Genomic DNA, 18972 nt, shown 5'->3' with positions numbered 1-18972 from the left:
GGTACCTCACATCCGGAAGACGCCGAAGCCACCGCGCGCGCCCTCGACGGGGGCGGTGTGCAGGGCGGACAGGCACAGGCCGAGGACGGTTCGGGTGTCGCGCGGGTCGATGACGCCGTCGTCGTACAGTCGCCCGGACAGGAACATCGGCAGCGACTCGGACTCGATCTGCTGCTCCACCATGGCGCGCAGCCCGGCGTCCGCCTCGTCGTCGTACGGCTGCCCCTTGGCGGCGGCGGAAGCGCGCGCCACGATCGACAGCACCCCCGCCAGCTGCTGCGGCCCCATCACGGCGGACTTGGCGCTGGGCCAGGCGAACAGGAAGCGCGGGTCGTAGGCGCGGCCGCACATCCCGTAGTGCCCGGCGCCGTAGCTCGCCCCCATGAGCACGGACAGATGCGGCACCCGCGAGTTGCTGACCGCGTTGATCATCATCGCGCCGTGCTTGATGATGCCGCCCTGCTCGTACTCCTTGCCGACCATGTAGCCGGTGGTGTTGTGCAGGAAGACCAGCGGGATGTCACGCTGGTTGGCGAGCTGGATGAACTGCGCGGCCTTCTGCGACTCCGCGCTGAACAGCACGCCCCGCGCGTTGGCGAGAATGCCGACCGGGTAGCCGTGCAGCTCGGCCCAGCCGGTGACCAGGCTCGGCCCGTACAGCGGCTTGAACTCGTCGAAGTCCGACCCGTCCACGACACGGGCGACGACCTCGCGCGGGTCGAAGGGCGCCTTGAGGTCACCGGGCACGATGCCCAGCAGTTCCTCCTCGTCGTACTTCGGCGGCTCGGCCACGCCCGGATCGGCATGCGCCTTCCGCCAGTTCAGCCGGGCGACGACGCGGCGCGCCTGGCGCAGCGCGTCCGGCTCGTCCACGGCGAAGTAGTCCGCGAGCCCGGAGGTACGGGCATGCATCTCGGCGCCGCCCAGCGACTCGTCGTCGCTCTCCTCCCCGGTGGCCATCTTGACCAGCGGCGGCCCGCCGAGAAACACCTTCGCCCGCTCCTTGACCATGATCACGTGGTCGGACATGCCCGGGATGTACGCGCCGCCCGCCGTCGAATTGCCGAACACCACGGCCACGGTCGGGATACCGGCCGCGGACAACCGGGTGATGTCCTTGAACAGCGCACCCCCGGAATGAAGATCTCCTTCTGACTGGGCAGATCCGCTCCCCGGACTCCACCAGCGACACGACGGGCAGCCGGTTGGCGAAGGCGATCTCGTTCGCGCGCAGCGCCTTCTTCAGCGTCCAGGGGTTGCTCGCCCCACCCCGTACGGTCGGATCATTGGCCGTGACCAGGCACTCCACCCCCTCGATCACCCCGATACCGGTGACCAGCGACGCACCCACCGGATAGTCGCTGCCCCAGGCGGCCAGCGGCGACAGCTCCAGAAACGGCGTGTCCGGGTCGAGCAGCAGCTCGATACGCTCACGGGCGAGCAGCTTGCCGCGCTTGCGATGCCGCTCGACGTACTTCGCACCACCCCCACCGATGGCCTTGGCATGCTCGGCACCGACCTCCGCCAGCCTGTCGAGCATCGCCTCCCGGTTGGCCAGGTACTCCGGCCCTGACGGGTCCAGCCGGCTGCCGAGCACGGTCACAACAACACCTCCGGTATGTCCAGATGACGGGCGCGCAGCCGCTCCCCCACGGCCTTGGCCTGCGGGTCGAAGCGGGCCTGCGCGGCGACGCCCGCACCGAGCAGGCCGTCGATCACAAAATTGAGCGACAGCAGATTGGGCAGAACGTGACGCGTGACAGCCAACCCGGCAGTCTCCGGCAGCAGTTCCCGAAGCCGCTCGACGGTCAGCTCATGCACCAGCCAACGCCACGCCGCGTCCGTACGGACCCACACCCCGACGTTCGCCGAACCGCCCTTGTCACCACTGCGGGCCCCGGCCACCAGGCCGAGCGGCGCCCGGCGCGTCCGGCCGCCGTGGACGAGGGGCTCGGGCAGGGCGGGGTCGGGCAGCGGCACCAGCTCACGCGTCTCCGCAGGCGGCGGCATCTCGACACGACCACCATCAGGCAGTACGGCGGCATGCGGCACACCCGCCCCATCCACATACTCCGCCTCGAACACACCGTACGGCTCACCCTTGCCCGGCGGCGCCGTCACATGGAACCCAGGAACGCTGCCGAGCGCCAGCTCGATCGCCGCCCCACTCACCACCCGCCCCACCGCGTCCTGATCGGCGTCCCGCACCACCAGCCGCAGCAGCGCGCTCGCCTCCTCCTGGACAGCGGCATCCACATGATCGGTCCGAGCCAACGACCACTCCACGGAAGCCGGACGGCGCTCGGCAGCCGCGAAAGCCGCTTCCATCTGCCCCTTGACCAGGGCGGCCTTGGCCTCGATGTCCAAGCCCGTCAACACGAACGTGACCGCGTTGCGCCACCCGCCGAGCCGGGTCACCCCCACCTTGACCGTCGGCGGCGGCGCCTCACCCCGCACCCCGTCGACCCGCACCCGATCCGGCCCGACCTCCGTCAGACACACCGTGTCCAGTCGCGCCGTCACATCCGGCCCCGCATAGCGCGCGCCGGCCGTCTCATAGAGCAGCTGCGCAGTAACGGTGCCGACGGTCACCGCCCCGCCCGTACCGGCATGCTTGGTGATCACCGAGCACCCGTCAGCGGTGATCTCGGCGACCGGAAAGCCGGGCCGACGAAGGTCGTGAGCTGCGAAGAACGAGTAGTTGCCGCCGGTGGCCTGGGTACCGCACTCCAGCACATGCCCCGCCACGACCGCGCCGGCCAGCCGGTCATGATCAGTGGGCGCCCAGCCGAAATGCGCCGCTGCCACCCCGCTGACCAGCGCGGCATCCGTGACCCGGCCGGTCACGACCACATCGGCACCGTCCCGCAGACACGCGGCGATGCCCTCACCGCCCAGATAGGCATTGGCCGTGACCACACCCGCACGCCCGGCGTACCGGGCCATGAGATCGTCACCCTCCACGTGAGCCACCCGGACCGCCACACCCAGCCGGTCCGCCAACTCCCGCACACCATCGGCCAGCCCGGCAGGATTGAGCCCTCCGGCATTGGTGACGATCCGCACCCCACGCTCGACAGCCAGCCCCAGACTCTCCTCCAACTGCCGCAGGAACGTCTTCGCATAACCGCGCGCGGGGTCCTTGAGCCGGTCGCGGCCCAGAATGAGCATGGTCAGCTCAGCGAGATAGTCGCCGGTCAGGACATCCAACGGCCCACCGGTGAGCATCTCCCGCACAGCATCGAAGCGGTCCCCGTAGAACCCGGAGGCATTGCCGACCCGCAACACTTCCCCACCGCCGGTCACCGCCCGCCCTCCCGGCCACCCGGCTCCCGCCCCTTACCCGGCGGACCGGCGAACGCCTGGGCGATACCCAGCCAGCGGTCGGCATCCGCCCCGTCCGCCCGCACATCCACATCGTCACGGTGGGCGCGCTGAGTCACCAGCAGACAAAACCCGAGCGCGTCCCCACTCACCCGCTGAGCCGCATCCTCCGGCCCGTACGCCCAGACACCACCCCCGGGAGCACGCAACTCGACCCGGAACTCCTCCTCCGGAGCGGCCAGCCCATGCGCCGCGTACGCGAAATTCCGCGCCCGCACCCCGATACGGGCCACGTGCCGCAGCCGGGCGGTGGGTTCACGCGTCACCCCGAGCGCGTCGGCGACGTCCTGGCCGTGCGCCCAGGTCTCCATCAGCCGCCCGGTGGCCACCGAAGCGACGCTCATGGGCGGCCCGTACCAGGGAAGTTTCTCTCCCGGGGGCCGCGCGGCAAGCACCTCTTGCAACTCACCCCGCCCCGCCCGCCAACGAGCCAGCAGGCGATCGGGAGGCGCCTGCGCCTCCTCCGCCGCCCCCTCGTCGACAAAGGTCGCGGGAGCGGCCAGGGCCCGCTGAACGGCGCCCTGAAAAGCCGCAGGATCCGTCGCGGACAGCAGCGCCTGCCGATCGGTCCAGGCCAGGTGCCCGATCTGGTGGGCGACGGTCCACCCCTCGGCCGGGGTCAGCACCGCCCACCGCTCCGGCGCGAGCCCGCCGACCAGCGCGTCGAGCGCGTCCCCTTCGTCCCTCAGATCGGCCAGTACGGCCTCGGCGTCGGACACGCGGCACTCCCCTCGTCGGCCATCTGCCGTGCGGGCAGGGCTCGTTGACTCATGCGGTACGCGTTGCGGTCCGAGCGTGACAGCGCGACCAGAAACAATCAAGCACGCCTGCATGATTTTCTGAGCTCGGGGGCTGGCTGGTGGGTGCGCGCGCTTTGCGCGGTGGGTCCGGTGGGTGGGGGCTCGGGGCCCCGCAGGGGTCACTCCTCGGCACCGTGCACGACCAAGTCAGAAACATAAGGGAACGCAGATACCCGGCTGCCTGCGGGGAGCCCCTACGTGTCCCCGAGCCCTGGCCGTACGGCGACTATCGGAAGCGATCGGGCTGGGGATCTCACAAGACGAACACCCACGCATCGCGGCGCGGCCCTGCCGCCCGCCGCGCCCGTCGGCCCGGCGCGCGCGACTCACCGCCGTACAGCGGCCCGCTTTACCGCCTTCACCCCGTGCGCCTCACCCTCAGGAGGGCGGGCACCAGGGAGATCGAAAACTCCCCCAGCTGACCCGGACTCGCCAAACCGGCCCGAGGGGGCGTGTAGGGGGCCATCCCCGCAGGCAGCCGGGTATCTGCGTCCCCAATGTCCCTGACGAGGACGTGCACGGTGCCGTGGGGGTCCCCCGGCTGAAGGCTGGGGGAGAGTTGGCCCCCTGCGCGCCCCCGCCACCACAACGCAACCCATGCGAGCCGCGCGCCAGCGCAAACCCCCGCGCGAAGCGCGAACGTCAACGCCACAGACTGGCGGACCTCCCGCTGGGCGACCTCCATCCGGGGCCCGGAAGCATAGAAACGGGCCCGCGCCTTGCCGTGCGGCACCAGCCACCCCAGGCGGACCAGTTCACGGATGTCGCGAATGGCCTGCTGATCGGAGAGCTCGGCGTCCTGCTGGTAGACGGTGCGGCGCACCTTCGACCCCCAGAACGCCGGCAGCAGCGCGAAGACCATCCCGACCAGGGAGGCCGGGCGCGGAGCAGTTGCCGCAGCGCCTGCCGCATTTCCTCGATCTCCGCGAGGACACGGTGATCATCGGCGTCCAGAGACGGAGACCTGTACAGCATCGGCATCACGCGACCACTCACTCCGATGTGGCAGCTCCCTGGCCGCCGCCCGACGAAACCCGTGCAAGCCGCGCGTCAGCGCAACCCCGCGCGAAGCGCGAAAACCTCACCCCTTCCCCGCCCCACCCGCACTCCGCACAGCCCCCACACTCGCCAGCACCACCAGCCCGATAGCCACCACCTCGGCCCACCCCAGCGACTGGTGCAGAACCAGGAACCCCGCGAGCGCACCGGCGGCCGGTTCCAGGCTCATCATCACGGCGAAGCCGGAGGCCGGGAGTTTGCGCAGGGCGAGCAGTTCGAGGGTGTACGGCGTGACCGAGGAGAGCAGGGCGACGGCGGCGCCCAGGCCGATCGTGGCCGGGTCCAGCAGGGCCGTACCGGCGGTGGAGATGCCGAGCGGCAGGCTCAGCAGCGCCGCCACGGTCATCGCCAGGGCCAGCCCGTCCGCCTGCGGGAAGCGCTGTCCGGTACGGGAGGACAGCAGGATGTACGCGGCCCACAGCGCACCGGCCGTGAGTGCCAGGCCGGCGCCGAGCGGGTCGAGTCCGTCGAAGCCCTCCCGGCCGAGCAGGACCACTCCGCCCAGCGCGAGCGCTGCCCACACCAGGCTCAGCGCCCGGCGCGAGGTGACCACCGACAGGATGAGGGGGCCCATGAACTCCAGGGTGACGGCGGCACCCAGCGGGATGCGGTCGATCGCCTCGTAGAAGAGGGAGTTCATGCCGACCAGCGCGACGCCGAAGGCGAGGACCGTGGCCCAGTCGCCCCGCGAGTAACCGCGCAGCCGCGGGCGGCAGGCGATCAACAGGACGAGCGCGGCGACGACCAGCCGGAGGGTGACCACGCCGAGCGCGCCGGCCCGCGGGAAGAGCAGGACCGCGACCGAGGCGCCGAACTGGAGCGAGATGATGCCGCCGATGACCAGTGCCACGGACGTCAGGCGCCCGCCCGCCGCCGCGTCCTGTTCGGCGGCCCGGACCTCGGCGGAGGCCGGGACCGCCTCGGGGCCCGGGACCGTGACCGGCACCGGCTCCGGGACCGGAGGTACGGGCGGGAGGCTGCTGGACTCGTGGCGCGACTCGTTCACACGCACACGCTAAGGCCCGCCTCCCGCGCCGGGAAATGTGATGTCCACCTGGCGATATGCCGGACGGGCGGACATAGCGGATGTGGGGTTCCGTACTGTCAGGGCAGCGATGGCGGCTCCGCGACCTGCTCGCCGGCCAGCCCCTCCGCCAGCACCTCCGCCAGGTGCCGCGCACGCCGCCCGGTGAGCTGGCCGATCTGGGTGCGGCAGGAGAAGCCGTCCGCAAGCACCTCCGCCCCCGGTTCCGCTTCCCGTACGGACGGCAGGAGCTGTTCTTCCGCGCAGGCCACGGACACGTCGTAGTGGCCGCGCTCGAAGCCGAAGTTCCCGGCCAGTCCGCAGCAGCCGCCGCTCAGCCCGCCGTCCAGCCCGGCACGGGCGCGCAGACGCTGTTCGGCCGCCTCGCCGAGTACGGCGTGCTGGTGGCAGTGGGTCTGGCCGACGGCCGGGCGGTCCACGCGCGGCGGCTCCCAGGCGGGTGCCTGTTCCTCCAGGGTCTGCGCGAAGGTCCGTACGGACGCGGCCACCCGCGCGGCCCGCGGGTCGTCGGAGAGGAGTTCGGGCAGGTCGGTGCGGAGCGCGGCCGCGCAGCTCGGTTCGAGGACGGTCAGCGGGGTGCCGTCGGCCAGCAGCGGGTCGAGGGCGTCCACCGTCCGGCGCATGACCGCGCGCGCCTGGTCGAGCTGCCCGGTGGAGACATACGTGAGGCCGCAGCACAGCGACGCCCGGCGGCGGCCCGCCGCGGGCAGGCGGACGTCGAGTCCGGCGGCCTCCAGGACGTGGACGGCGGCGCGGCCCACCTCGGGGGCGAGGTAGTTGGTGAAGGTGTCCGGCCACAACAGGAGCGCCGGCCGTTCCCGGGCCATGTCCACGCCCACCGGCCCCTCCGGGGCCCCCGCTTCGACCACCACCGTACGAACGGCTCACCGGCCAGTTCCGGGATCGCCCGCTGCGGTGCGATCCCGCCGAGGCGTTTGCCCGCCCCGGCCAGCGGTGTCCTGGCCAGCGCGTTGAGCAGCGGCGCGACGGGGGCCGCCGCGCGCAGCCAGCGCGGCAGGCGGCCCATCGAGTAGTGCGCGGCGGGCCGCAGCCGCCCCGCGTAGTGGTGGTGCAGGAACTCGGCCTTGTACGTGGCCATGTCCACGCCCACCGGGCAGTCGCTGCGGCAGCCCTTGCAGGACAGGCACAGGTCCAGCGCGTCCCGCACCTCCTCGGAGCGCCAGCCGTCGGTGATCACCTCGCCCGCGAGCATCTCGTGCAGCAGCCGGGCGCGGCCCCGGGTGGAGTGCCGTTCCTCGCCGGTGGCGCGGTACGACGGGCACATGACGGCCGAGCCGCCAGGGACGCTGTTACGGCACTTGGCGACGCCGACGCAGCGCCGGACGGCCGCCGAGAAGTCCCCGCTGTCGTGCGGGTATCCGAACTCGACGTCCACCGGCTTCCGCGGCAGTGGTGTGAAGCGCAGATTCTCGTCCATCCGGTCGGGCCGGACGAGCATGCCGGGGTTCAGGCCGCCCGCCGGGTCCCACAGGTCCTTGAAGCGTTCGAAGAGGCCGACCAGCTCGCCGCCGTACATCTTGGGCAGCAGCTCGGCGCGGGCCTGCCCGTCGCCGTGCTCGCCGGAGAGCGAGCCGCCGTGCGCCACGACCAGATCGCCCAGGTCGCAGGAGAACTCGCGGAACCGGCGGACCCCGGCCGCGCTGAGCAGGTCGAAGTCGATACGGACGTGGATGCAGCCGTCACCGAAGTGCCCGTACGGGGTGCCGCGCAGGCCGTGCTGGGCCAGCAGGGCCCGGAAGTCCCGCAGGTAGGCGCCGAGCCGCTCGGGCGGCACCGCGCAGTCCTCCCAGCCGGGCCACGCCTCGGAGCCGTCCGGCATGCGGGTCGCGGTCCCGGCCGCGTCCTCGCGCACCCGCCACAGGGCGCGCTGCCGCGCCGGATCGGTCACCACCGTGTGATCGGTGGTGGCCGCGCTCGCGCCCCGGCACAGTTCCTCGGCGCGGGCGAGCGCCTCGGCGGGTGTCGCGCCGCCCATCTCGACGAACAGCCACGCACCGCCCTTGGGCAGGCCGGTCGCGTCCGCCACCAGGTCGGCCGCCATGCCCTCGACGGTCAGCGGCCTGTACGGGAGCAGCGTGTGCGCCGCCTCGGCCGCGGCGCTCTCGTCCGCGTATCCGAGGACCGCCAGCGCCTTGGCGGCGGGCGGCCTGACCAGGCCGACGGTGGCCTCGGTCAGCACGCCGAGCGTGCCCTCGCTGTCGGTGAGCGCCCGCGCGAGATCGGTGCCCTTCTCGGGCAGCAGAGCGTCAGCGCGTAACCGGAGATACAGCGCGAGGTAGGGGTAGCCGGTACGCAGCAGCGCCAGATCGCCGTTCACCAGGGTCCGTACGCCGTCCCGCAGCCGCTGCGGGAGCGCGTCGAATGCCGCCGCTTCCGCCCGGCGCGCGGCCACTGCTCGCCCCCGTACGTCAGCACCTCCAGCTCGCGCACGCTGTCGGTGGTGCCCCACGCCACCGAGTGCGAGCAGGGTTGTTGCCGATCATGCCGCCGAGGGTGCAGCGGCTGTGGGTGGACAGGTCGGGCCCGAAGGTCAGGCCGTGGGCGCCCGGCCTTTGACGCCCGCAGGTCGTCCAGGACCACGCCCGGCTGGACGACCGCCGTAGCGGCCTCGGCGTCCAGCGACATGCGCCGCAGGTGCCGGGTGAAGTCCAGCACCACGCCGACGCCGACTGGCCGGCGATGCGGCAAGCCGCCCGCCGCGCGGCACCACCGGCACGCCGTGCTCCCGCGACACCCGCAGGACGGCGGCGACGTCCTCCGCGTCCCGTGGCGCGACCGCCGCCCGCAGCACCCGGCGGTAGCGGAGGCGTCCATCGTCGTAGTGCCCGGTCCCCGGCGGCAGGCGAAGACCTCGCCGCGTACGGCGTCCGCCAACTCCCGGGCCAGTTCCCGCGTACCGTCCGGTGTCCCGGGTGTCTTCGTAAGATCAGCCATGCCCCCAGCCTGCCCACTCCGCCGAGGCGCGCGCCCATCCAGGCACCCGCCGGTGCCCGGATACCGCCCGGCTATGCCCGGCTACGCAGCTCTACTCCTGCCTACGCCCGGAACAGGTTCTCCGGGTCGTACGCCGCCTTGGCGGCGGCCAGCCGCCGGTACACGTCCTCCTCGTACGCGTCGGCCATCGCGTCACCGTGCTCGCCGAACAGGAAGTTGACGCTGCGGCCGACCGCCTTGGGCGCCAGCGCCGCCCGCACCCGCGCGTGCAGGGCCCGTACGGCCGCGACGTCCGTGCCGTCCAGCGGCGACAGCAGGCGCAGCAGGTACCGCGCGTCCCGGTGGCCGACCGAGCCGCCGCCGGTGGCGAGCGCGCCGCCGAGGTGGTTGAGCTGCACCACGGTCATCATCGGGGCGTCCGGCCCTGTCAGCGCCGTCACCTCGCGCAGTTCCGCCGCGTCCAGGCCGCTGAGCAGGACGCTGTCGCCGTCGTAGGCGTGCGGCGTCTCCGGGTCCTGGTGGATGGTGTGCGACTCGGTGTACGGCATGTCGCGCAGCGTGTCGGCCACCCGCGGCCCGACCGCGCGCAGCGGCGCGACCAGCCGCTCGCCCTCGGCCACCGGTCCCGTGTACGCGATCCGGATCTGCGCGAGGTGGCGGCCGCGCAGATGGCCGGGCACCGCCGGGACGTCCGGGTACGCGATCAGGCCGACCGACGAGGTCAGCGCGTCGGGCAGGTCCTCGGTCCAGGCCAGGTACGCAGGCAGCGCCTCGTCCATCAGGCCGGCGCCGAAGGCCAGTTGACCGCCGTACACCCGCTCCACCGGCACCAGCCCGAACTCCAGGCCGGTCACCACCCCCAGCCCGTGCCCGCCGCCGAGCAGCGCCCGGAACAGTTCGGCGTCGCGCTCCGGCGTGACCCAGCGCAGTACGCCGTCCGCGGTGACCATTTCCACCAGCCGCACCCGGTCCGACGCGTAACCGAACTCCCGGCCCAGGATGCCGAGCCCGCCCCCGAGCGTGTAGCCCACCACCCCCACGCCGGGCGACGACCCGTTCACCGGCGCCAGCCCGTACGGCCCGGCCTCCTCGATCACATCGGCCCAGAGCGCGCCCGCCCCGGCCCACGCGGTGCGCGCCTCCGCGTCGACCCGCACCTCGTCCATCCGGCGCGTACTGATCAGCACTCCTCCGTCGGAGGCCGCCGCCAGCCCGTGCCCGGTCGACTGCGCGGACACCGGCAGCCCGTTGGCCCCGGCGTACCGGACCGCCGCCACGACGTCCGCCGCCGTGTCCGCCCCGACGATCACCGAGGGACGGTGGGCGTGCCCGGTCTGGATCCCGGTCCGTTCCGCTTCGTACCCGTCGTCACCGGGCAGGAGGACGACGCCGGTGACGCGGCCGGCCAGCTCGGAGAGCGTGTACGGGACCGGAAAACCGGTGGCGGTGGAGTCAGGGGCAGAGGCGGTGGCAACTTCACTGTGCGTGGTCTTCATACCGCGACCGTCCCGCCATAACCTGACACCGGCCGTCAGGTTTTCCGTCGGCTTCTCCGGAAGACTGGACCGCCCGCGTGACATCCGACCGCCTCCTCTCGGTCCTCCTGCTCCTCCAGACCCGCGGCCGCGTTCCGGCCACCGAGCTGGCGACGCGGCTGGAGGTGTCCGTACGGACCATCTACCGCGACGTCGAGTCGCTGTCGGCGGCCGGTGTACCCGTGTACGCGGAGCGGGGGCGGCACGGCGGCATCGCGCTGCTGCCGGGGTTCCGTACGGACGTGACCGGGCTGACCACCGACGAGGCGCGGGCGCTGTTCGTGCTGGCCGCCGAGGGGCGCACCGCGCGCTCGGGCTGGACGACGCGCTCGGCTCCGCGCTGCGCAAGGTGATGGCCGCGCTGCCCGCGCCGCACCGGCCCGCCGCCGAGCTGACCAGCCGCCGCATCCTGGTCGATCCCGGGCGCTGGCTCTCGGGGCCGCAGCCGGCCGTGGAGCTGGACGCCCTGCACACCGCGGTCTTCGCCGACCGGCGGCTGCGGCTGCGGTACCGGCACAGCGGCGAGACCGATCCGCGTACGTACACCGTCGATCCGTACGGGCTCGTCTCCAAGGCCGGGACGTGGTACCTCGTCGCGGACCGGCGGCGGCGCGGCCAGTTGTTCCGGGCCGACCGGGTGGTCGCGGCCACCGTGCTCGACACGCCCGTGCGGCGCCGCGACGGTGTGGAGCTGGCCGACGCGTGGGAGGCGCTGCGGCAGCAGGTGGAGACCCGGCAGGCCGGGCTGCGGGTGACGGCCCGGGTGCTCCGGTCCCGCCTGGACCTGTTCGTCCGCATCATCGGTACGGCGCTGGTGGAGCCGCCGCGGGACACCGGCGGGACGTGGGTGACGGTCGAACTGGCGTTGCAGGAGCTGCGCGCGGTACGCCAGTTGCTCCAGTTCACCACGTCCCTGGAGGTGCTGGGCCCGCCGGAGGCCCGGGCGGAGCTGGCGCGGGCCGCCGCCTCGGTCACCGCCCTGTACGCGGACGTCCGGCAGCCGGACACCTGTCGCACGGCGGCACCCGTTCCGTCTCACCCGGTGGACCCTGGTCCTGATCGGGCCCCGTGACGGATTACGCTTCGCCCGTGGCTGATATCCAGATTCCCGCTGACATCAAGCCCGCCGACGGTCGCTTCGGCGCGGGCCCCTCCAAGGTGCGTACGGAGGCGCTCGACGCCCTCGCCGCCACCGGAAGTTCTCTTCTCGGCACGTCCCACCGCCAGGCACCGGTCAAGAACCTGGTCGGCAGGGTCCGCGACGGCGTACGTGACCTGTTCCAGCTGCCCGAGGGGTACGAGGTCGTCCTCGGCAACGGCGGTTCCACCGCGTTCTGGGACATCGCGACCCACGGCCTGATCGAGAACAAGTCCCAGCACCTGACCTTCGGCGAGTTCTCCTCGAAGTTCGCCAAGGCCGCCGGGCTGGCGCCGTGGCTGGCCGAGCCGACCACGATCTCCGCCGACCCGGGCAGCCACCCGGAGCCCAAGGCGGAGCAGGGCGTGGACGTCTACGCCTTCACCCACAACGAGACCTCCACCGGCGTCGCCGCCCCCGTCCAGCGCGTCGCGGGCGCGGACGACGGCTCGCTGGTGCTGGTGGACGCCACCTCCGGCGCCGGCGGCCTGCCCGTGGACATCGCGCAGACCGACGTGTACTACTTCGCGCCGCAGAAGTCCTTCGCCTCCGACGGCGGCCTGTGGATCGGCGTCTTCTCGCCCGCCGCCCTGGAGCGCGCCCGCGGTGTCCACGCCTCCGGCCGGCACATCCCGGAGTTCTTCTCGCTGCCGACCGCGATCGACAACTCGCTGAAGAACCAGACGTACAACACCCCGTCGCTGGCCACCCTGTTCCTGCTCAACGAGCAGCTGGAGTGGATCAACGGGCAGGGCGGCCTGGACTGGGCGGTCCGGCGCACCGCGACCTCCTCGCGCACGCTGTACGGCTGGGCCGAGGACTCCAAGTACGCGACGCCGTTCGTCACCGACCCGGCCAAGCGTTCGCAGGTCATCGGCACCATCGACTTCGACGACGAGATCGACGCGGCCGCCGTCGCCAAGGTGCTGCGCGCCAACGGCATCGTCGACACCGAGCCGTACCGCAAGCTGGGCCGCAACCAGCTGCGGGTGGCGATGTTCCCGGCGGTCGACCCGGCGGACGTCGAGGCGCTGACCGCCTGCATCGACCACGTCATCGGCAAGCTGTAGGAAGCACCGCGGCACGCGTCCGGGCCCCGGCGGGTCGAATCCGCCGGGGCCTGGCGGCGTTCCGGGGATCGCATCCGCCGAGGCCCGGACGGCGTTCCCGGAAGGGGCACGGCCCTTCAGCGGCTGAGCCGCTGGAAGCGCCGTACCGCCAGCGGCAGGAAGACCGCCGTGAGGGCGAGCGGCCAGACCACCGCCATCAGCAGGGCGTGCTGTTCGATCCAGCTGTCCCCCAACGTGCCGGGACGGCCGAAGAGTTCACGGACGGCGTTCGCCGTGGAGGAGACCGGGTTCCACATCGCGATGGCGCCCAGCCAGTCCGGCATCATCGACGGCGGTGTGAAGACGCTGGAGATCATGCCGAACGGGAAGGCCAGCGCGAACAGCCCGCCCGCCGCCTCCTGGTTGGGCACCAGCAGGCCCAGCAGCACACCGACCCAGATGAGCGCGAAGCGCAGGTGCAGCAGCAGGGCGAAGGCGGCCAGGGTGGCGAGCGCGCCGCCGTCCGAGCGCCAGCCGACGACGACGGCGATCGCCGCCAGCACCGCGAGATCCAGCGCGGCGCCGCACACGTCCGCCACGCCCCGCCCGCTGACCACCGCCGAACGCGCCATCGGCATCGAACGGAACCGGTCGGTCACGCCCCGGTCCTTCTCGACCGCGACCAGCATCGCGGTGTTCATGAAGCCGAAGGCCATGGTCATGGCGAACATGCCGGGCATGGCGTAGTCCCGGTAGGAGCCCTCGCCGCCGACGTCCATCGCGCTGCCGAAGACGTAGACGAAGAGCAGCACGGAGACGATCGGGAAGCCGAGCTGCCAGGCGACGTTGACGGGCTGCTTGACGAGGTGGGTCAGGTCGCGGCGGACGATGGTCCAGCAGTCGGCGAAGGCCCAGTACAGGCGCCGCTCGGGGGCGGGGGCGAGCGCGGGGGCTCCGGTGGGGGTGCTCATGCGGCGGCCTCCGTACGGCGCGCGGGGGCGTTAGCGTCCGCGGCGGCCTCCGTACGGTGTCCCGTCAGCCGCAGGAAGACCTCGTCCAGCGTCGGCCGCCGCAGCCCGATGTCCGCCACGTCCAGCCCCGCGTCCTGGAGCGCCCGCGCCACCGCGGTCAGCGCCGCCACGCCGTCCGTCACCGGCGCGCCGACCCGCCGTTCCGCCACGTCCGTGTCCGGCGCGGCACCGTCCGCGGCCACCCGCGCCACGATCCCCGCCGCCCGCGGCAGCTCGGCGGCGTCGCGGAGCACCACCTGGACGCGGTCGCCGCCGATGCCGTGCTTGAGCCCGTCCGGGGTGTCCTCCGCGACGGTCCGGCCGTGGTCGATGACGGCGATCCGGTCGGCCAGCTGGTCGGCCTCGTCGAGGTACTGGGTGGTCAGCAGGACCGTCGTACCGCCCGCGACCAGGTCACGGACGGTCTCCCAGACCTCGTTGCGGCTGCGCGGGTCGAGTCCGGTGGTCGGCTCGTCCAGGAACAGCACCTCGGGTGCGAGCAGCACGCTGGACGCCAGGTCCAGGCGCCGCCGCAGGCCGCCGCTGTAGGCCTTGACCTGCTTGCCGGCCACGTCGGACAGGCCGAAGCGCTCCAGCAGCTCGTCCGCGCGGGCCCGGGCCCGCCGCCCGTCGAGGTGGAAGAGCCGCCCGAACATCTCCAGGTTCTGCCGTCCGGTCAGGATCTCGTCGACGGCGGCGTACTGCCCGGCCAGGCCGATCCGCTTGCGCACGGCGTGCGGCTCGCGCGCCACGTCGTGCCCGGCGACCGCCGCCCGTCCGCCGTCCAGGCGCAGCAGGGTCGCCAGGATGCGTACGGCGGTGGTCTTGCCCGCGCCGTTGGGGCCGAGCAGGCCCTGCACGGTGCCGCGCCGCACGGCGAGGTCGAAGCCGTCGAGCGCCCGCTTGGCCCCGTACCGCTTGGCCAGTCCCTCCGCCAGGACCGCCGTTTCGGTCGTCCGCATGCGTTCCCCCGTCCTTCCCCTGTGTCCGGACGGGTACGCCGCCCCCGTTCCGAGTACGGCGTACCCAGTTACGCGTACACCGTACCTGACACCGCGTACGACGTACCCGGTTTTTGCTCGGCGGCTTACACTGAGCGCACCATGACGACAGAACACAGCGGCAGCGGCGACGCGGCACGCAGCATGGAGCTGCTCTGGGGCACCGGCGAGCGTCCCACCCGCGGCCCCAAGCCCGGCCTGACCCTCGACCGGATCGTCACCGCCGCGATCGCGGTGGCCGACGCCGAGGGGATCGGCGCCGTCTCGATGCGCCGGGTCGCCGCCGAACTGGGCGTCGGCACCATGTCGCTCTACCGCTACGTCCCGGGCAAGGGCGAGCTGCTGGACCTGATGCTCGACAAGATCGCGGAGTTCGGCGCCGACGCGTTCCCCGGCCCCGAGGCCGGCTGGCGGGCCGTCCTGGAGAACGTCGCACGCCGCGCCTGGCAGCTCCACCACCGCCACCCCTGGCTGCTCCAGGTCGACCAGACCCGCCCGCTGCTGGGCCCCAACTCGGTGGAGGTGCTGGAGCACACGATCCGCGGGATGTCCGGCCTCACCCTGCCCGACCCGGAGAAGATCCGGCTGCTGATGATCGTGGAGGGCTATGTCGCGGGCGCGGCCCGCACCCGGCTGAGCTCGGCGATGGCGGAGAAGCGCACCGGCATCACCGAGGACGAGTGGTGGAAGATCCAGGGCCCGTTCCTCGTGCAGGCGATGGAGAGCGGCCGCTACCCGCATCTCGCCGGGCTCTCCGAGGACACCTTCGCGTTCGACGAGGACTACGACGGCGACGGCCTGTTCGAACTGGGCCTCGGGCGGCTGCTGGACGGCTGCGCGGCGTACATCGAGAAGCGCGGCGGCTGAGCGCGCCGCTCAGCCACCCGCGTCCGGCCGGGCCGGACGCCGGACGGTCACCGCCGCCGGAACATCCGCCGCAGCGCCAGCACCACCACCGTCGCCACCCCGAACGTCGCCGCCGCCAGCAGCACGTTGCGGTTCTTGCCCGCCTCGTCCTGGCTGCCGTCGGCCGCGTCACCCTTACCGGGCCCGTCGCCGTCGCCCTTACCGTCGCCGTTCTTCGCCGACTCCGGCAGCTGGTCGCCGCTGAGCCCCACCGGCTGCACCCGGCTGCCCTTGCCCTCCGACCCGAACAGCAGCGTCCGCCCGTCCGGAGTGAAGGTCACCGACTCGCCCTGCATCTGCAGGGGTACGCCCACGCTGCCGATGTCCTTGGGCCGGCCGCCTTCCCAGCGGTACATCTCCGCGCCGAAATAGCCGCGCAGCAGCAGCCGCGTGCCGTCCGGCGAGAACGCGCCGTCCGTCACCCACTGATCGATGCCAGCGACCCGGCGGAAGGTGTTCGTGCCGCGCGCCGACAGCCGCTCGGGCCCCTCGTACAGGGCCGCGCCGCCGCTCTTCTTCTTGCTGGCGATGTAGACCCGCCCCGTCTTGGGGTGCACCATCATCGCCTCGGCGTCCCGCGGACCCTCGTCGTACTCGACCGTGAGCTGTGCCGCGGTGACGGTCTGGTCGCGCAGCTGCTCCGGCTCGGGGAAGCGGTAGATCCAGACGTGGTTCCAGGTGCCGCCGAGGTTGTCGCCGATGTCACCGACGTAGACGTCGCCGTCCGGACCGACCGAGATCGCCTCCACGTCGCGCGGGTCGCCGATGCCGCGCAGGGTGACGGTCGCGACCGTACGGCCGGTCCGGCCGTCCACGGCGTAGACGTACGGCCCGTCGTCACTGTCGTTGTGGGTCCAGTACACGCCGGGGTGGGCCCGGCTGGCCGCCAGCCCGCTGGACTCGGTGATCCGCCGGTCCTCGATCGTGAACCCCTCGGCCCCTCCCCCGCCGTCGGCCGCCGCCGGCCCGGCCGCCGCGAACAGCAGAATTCCCGCGGCCCCGGCCGCGCACAGTAGCGAACGCATGGGCACAGCCTCCCACTTCGGCGGCCCGGCGGCGCCGCCCGGCCCCGTTCCGGGGGCCGCCCCCGCCCGGTACCCGCCCGTCCGGACACCGGACGCGGCTCGCCCCGCCCGCCACCCGGAGCGCCCGGCTCCTTATGATCTCCGCATGACCACCCCGACAGCGCACTCCGGCGCGCCCGGGCCGGACGGCCGGGAGGTCGTATGCGTGTGATGTTCGTCGGTGACTCGATGACGATCGGCAGCGCCGGCGACTTCACCTGGCGCTACCGGATGTGGCAGCACCTCAACCGGACCTTCGGCGGCCCCTACCGCATCGTCGGACCGCGTACCGAGCTGTACGACGTGTCCGCCGAAGCAGCGGTCTCGCACGCCTACCGCGACCCGGACTTCCCCGAGCGCGCCCGGCGCCACCTCGCCGGATGGGGCGAGGGCTGGTGCCACATGGCGCCGCTGATCGGCGACGCGGTGCGCAAGCACAAGGCCGACACGCTGCTGGTCTCGCTCGGGCTGATAGACCTCGGCTTCTACACGGACGCGGAGCAGACCGCCGCGAACGTGCACCGCTTCGTCGCGGAGGCGCGGGCCGCCGACGCGGGCGTGCGGGCCGTGCTGCTGCCGGTCATCCCGAACACCCGCGCCCTGTCCGACACCCCCTTCGCCGCCGAGTGCGAGCGCTTCAACGAGCTGCTGGCCAAGGCCGTCGCGGACCTGTCCACCCCCGCCTCACCGCTGCTGCTGGCCTCCCACCCGGACGGATACGACCTGGACCGGGACACCTACGACGGCACGCACCCCTCCACCTCGGGCGAGCACCTGCTCGCGGCGGCCTTCGCGGACGCCCTGCACCAGGCGTGGGACGTGGGCGCCCCGTACACAGCGGTGGACGCCTGAGGCGTGCGGGGCCCGACGCACGCGGGCCCCGCACACTCCTTGATTCGAGCGCACTCCAAGGCGTTGGCTAGGGCCCCATGGAGTACACGCAGCTCGGACGCACCGGACTCAAGGTCAGCCGACTCGTCCTCGGCACCATGAACTTCGGCCCCCAGACGGACGAAGCCGACAGCCACGCCATCATGGACGCCGCGCTCGCCGCGGGCGTCAATTTCCTGGACACCGCCAACGTCTACGGAGGGGGCGACAACAAGGGCCGCACCGAGGAGATCGTCGGCTCCTGGTTCGCCCAGGGCGGCGGCCGCCGCGACAAGACCGTGCTCGCCACCAAGGTCTACGGCAACATGGGCGGCGACGGCGAGCGGGTCTGGCCCAACCACGACCGCCTCTCCGCGCTGAACATCCGGCGGGCGGTGGACGCCAGCCTCAAGCGGCTGAACACCGACCACATCGACCTGTACCAGTTCCACCACGTGGACCGGCGCACGCCGTGGGACGAGATATGGCAGGCCGTCGACGTCCTGGTGCAGCAGGGCAAGATCCTGTACGCCGGGTCCTCCAACCACGCGGGCTGGCACATCGCGCAGGCCAACGAGGCCGCCGCGCGGCGTGGCTCGCTCGGCCTGGTCAGCGAGCAGTGCCTGTACAACCTCGCCGAGCGCCGCGCCGAGATGGAGGTGATCCCGGCCGCGCAGTCCTACGGCCTCGGCGTCATCCCGTGGTCGCCGCTGCACGGCGGCCTGCTCGGCGGCGCCGTACGCAAGGAACGCGAGGGCGGCGGCGCCCGTACGAACGGGGGCCGCTCGGCCGGGGCACTGGCGAACTCCGCGATCCGCGCGCAGATCGAGTCCTACGAGGCCCTGCTCGACAAGCACGGACTGCGGCCCGGCGAGGTCGCGCTGGCCTGGCTGCTCACCCGGCCCGGCGTGACGGGGCCCATCGTCGGGCCGCGGACCACCGAACAGCTCGACAGCGCGCTGCGCGCCGTGGAGCTGGAGCTGTCGGCCGAGCTGCTGGACTCGCTGGACGAGATCTTTCCCGGCACCGGGGCGTCGCCGGAGGCGTTCGCCTGGTGATCCGGTGGTGCTCCACCGGGCGGCCTGCCGGGTGATCCGCCGGGTGGGACGAGTCCGCGAAGGGTGTCGTCGAGGGCCGTCCGGCGTGTCAGCGCAGG

Annotated in this window: 12 protein-coding genes and 3 pseudogenes; 5 read left to right on the top strand and 10 right to left on the bottom strand. The window is 72.8% G+C overall.

Going from position 1 to position 18972, the window contains the following annotated elements; all coding sequences use genetic code 11:
• Positions 1-6: 6 nt before the first annotated feature.
• The 7 genes and pseudogenes from ACEXOX_RS28960 to ACEXOX_RS28930 all read right to left on the bottom strand — a co-directional run bounded on the left by ACEXOX_RS28960 (position 7) and on the right by ACEXOX_RS28930 (position 10739).
• A pseudogene (locus ACEXOX_RS28960) lies at positions 7-1603 on the bottom strand (acyl-CoA carboxylase subunit beta).
• On the bottom strand, positions 1600-3306 hold the full coding sequence (locus ACEXOX_RS28955; protein WP_406524074.1) for an acyclic terpene utilization AtuA family protein: 1707 nt from the start codon (positions 3304-3306) through the stop codon (positions 1600-1602). Before ACEXOX_RS28955 ends, ACEXOX_RS28960 begins: the two are co-directional and overlap by 4 nt.
• On the bottom strand, positions 3303-4103 hold the full coding sequence (locus tag ACEXOX_RS28950; RefSeq protein WP_406524073.1) for a TIGR03084 family metal-binding protein: 801 nt from the start codon (positions 4101-4103) through the stop codon (positions 3303-3305). Before ACEXOX_RS28950 ends, ACEXOX_RS28955 begins: the two co-directional genes overlap by 4 nt.
• A gap of 439 nt (positions 4104-4542) precedes the next feature.
• A complete protein-coding gene (locus ACEXOX_RS28945; RefSeq protein ID WP_406524072.1) occupies positions 4543-5046 on the bottom strand; it encodes a hypothetical protein in 504 nt (167 codons plus the stop codon).
• A 219-nt stretch (positions 5047-5265) separates the two neighbouring features.
• Positions 5266-6249, bottom strand: coding sequence for an EamA family transporter (locus ACEXOX_RS28940; protein WP_406524071.1), 984 nt, complete (start codon positions 6247-6249; stop codon positions 5266-5268).
• A 98-nt stretch (positions 6250-6347) separates the two neighbouring features.
• A pseudogene (locus ACEXOX_RS28935) lies at positions 6348-9243 on the bottom strand (FAD-binding and (Fe-S)-binding domain-containing protein).
• A gap of 101 nt (positions 9244-9344) precedes the next feature.
• Entirely contained in the window at positions 9345-10739 is a 1395-nt protein-coding gene (locus tag ACEXOX_RS28930) for an FAD-binding oxidoreductase (RefSeq protein WP_406524070.1), read from the bottom strand.
• A gap of 77 nt (positions 10740-10816) precedes the next feature.
• Here ACEXOX_RS28930 and ACEXOX_RS28925 point away from each other — a divergent pair.
• Together ACEXOX_RS28925 and serC are read left to right on the top strand one after the other, a co-directional pair.
• A pseudogene (locus ACEXOX_RS28925) lies at positions 10817-11850 on the top strand (helix-turn-helix transcriptional regulator).
• A gap of 17 nt (positions 11851-11867) precedes the next feature.
• Positions 11868-12986, top strand: a complete 1119-nt coding sequence (serC, locus tag ACEXOX_RS28920) for a phosphoserine transaminase (RefSeq protein WP_406524069.1) — start codon at positions 11868-11870, stop codon at positions 12984-12986.
• Positions 12987-13102: 116 nt separating this feature from the next.
• Here the strand turns inward: serC and ACEXOX_RS28915 are convergent, their stop codons facing one another.
• Together ACEXOX_RS28915 and ACEXOX_RS28910 are read right to left on the bottom strand one after the other, a co-directional pair.
• Complete coding sequence (locus ACEXOX_RS28915; RefSeq protein WP_406524068.1) at positions 13103-13936, bottom strand: ABC transporter permease; 834 nt, start codon at positions 13934-13936, stop codon at positions 13103-13105.
• A complete protein-coding gene (locus tag ACEXOX_RS28910; protein WP_406524067.1) occupies positions 13933-14937 on the bottom strand; it encodes an ATP-binding cassette domain-containing protein in 1005 nt (334 codons plus the stop codon). The genes ACEXOX_RS28915 and ACEXOX_RS28910 overlap by 4 nt, the downstream gene beginning before the upstream one ends.
• A gap of 141 nt (positions 14938-15078) precedes the next feature.
• On the opposite strand from ACEXOX_RS28910, the gene ACEXOX_RS28905 reads away from it, so the two are divergent.
• A complete protein-coding gene (locus tag ACEXOX_RS28905) occupies positions 15079-15843 on the top strand; it encodes a TetR/AcrR family transcriptional regulator (protein WP_406524066.1) in 765 nt (254 codons plus the stop codon).
• A gap of 47 nt (positions 15844-15890) precedes the next feature.
• Here the strand turns inward: ACEXOX_RS28905 and ACEXOX_RS28900 are convergent, their stop codons facing one another.
• On the bottom strand, positions 15891-16907 hold the full coding sequence (locus ACEXOX_RS28900) for a hypothetical protein (RefSeq protein WP_406524065.1): 1017 nt from the start codon (positions 16905-16907) through the stop codon (positions 15891-15893).
• Positions 16908-17108: 201 nt separating this feature from the next.
• On the opposite strand from ACEXOX_RS28900, the gene ACEXOX_RS28895 reads away from it, so the two are divergent.
• Positions 17109-17798: a GDSL-type esterase/lipase family protein gene (locus ACEXOX_RS28895; RefSeq protein ID WP_406524064.1), complete on the top strand. Its 690-nt coding sequence runs from the start codon at positions 17109-17111 to the stop codon at positions 17796-17798.
• 77 nt (positions 17799-17875) lie between these two features.
• Positions 17876-18874: an aldo/keto reductase gene (locus tag ACEXOX_RS28890; RefSeq protein ID WP_406524063.1), complete on the top strand. Its 999-nt coding sequence runs from the start codon at positions 17876-17878 to the stop codon at positions 18872-18874.
• Positions 18875-18972 lie beyond the last annotated feature (98 nt).

The sequence above is a fragment of the Streptomyces sp. Ac-502 genome, assembly GCF_045222935.1.
Classification (GTDB): Bacteria; Actinomycetota; Actinomycetes; order Streptomycetales; family Streptomycetaceae; genus Streptomyces; species Streptomyces monomycini.
Note: the sequence above shows the minus strand (reverse complement) of the source record. Positions and strands in the feature narration are given on the sequence as shown.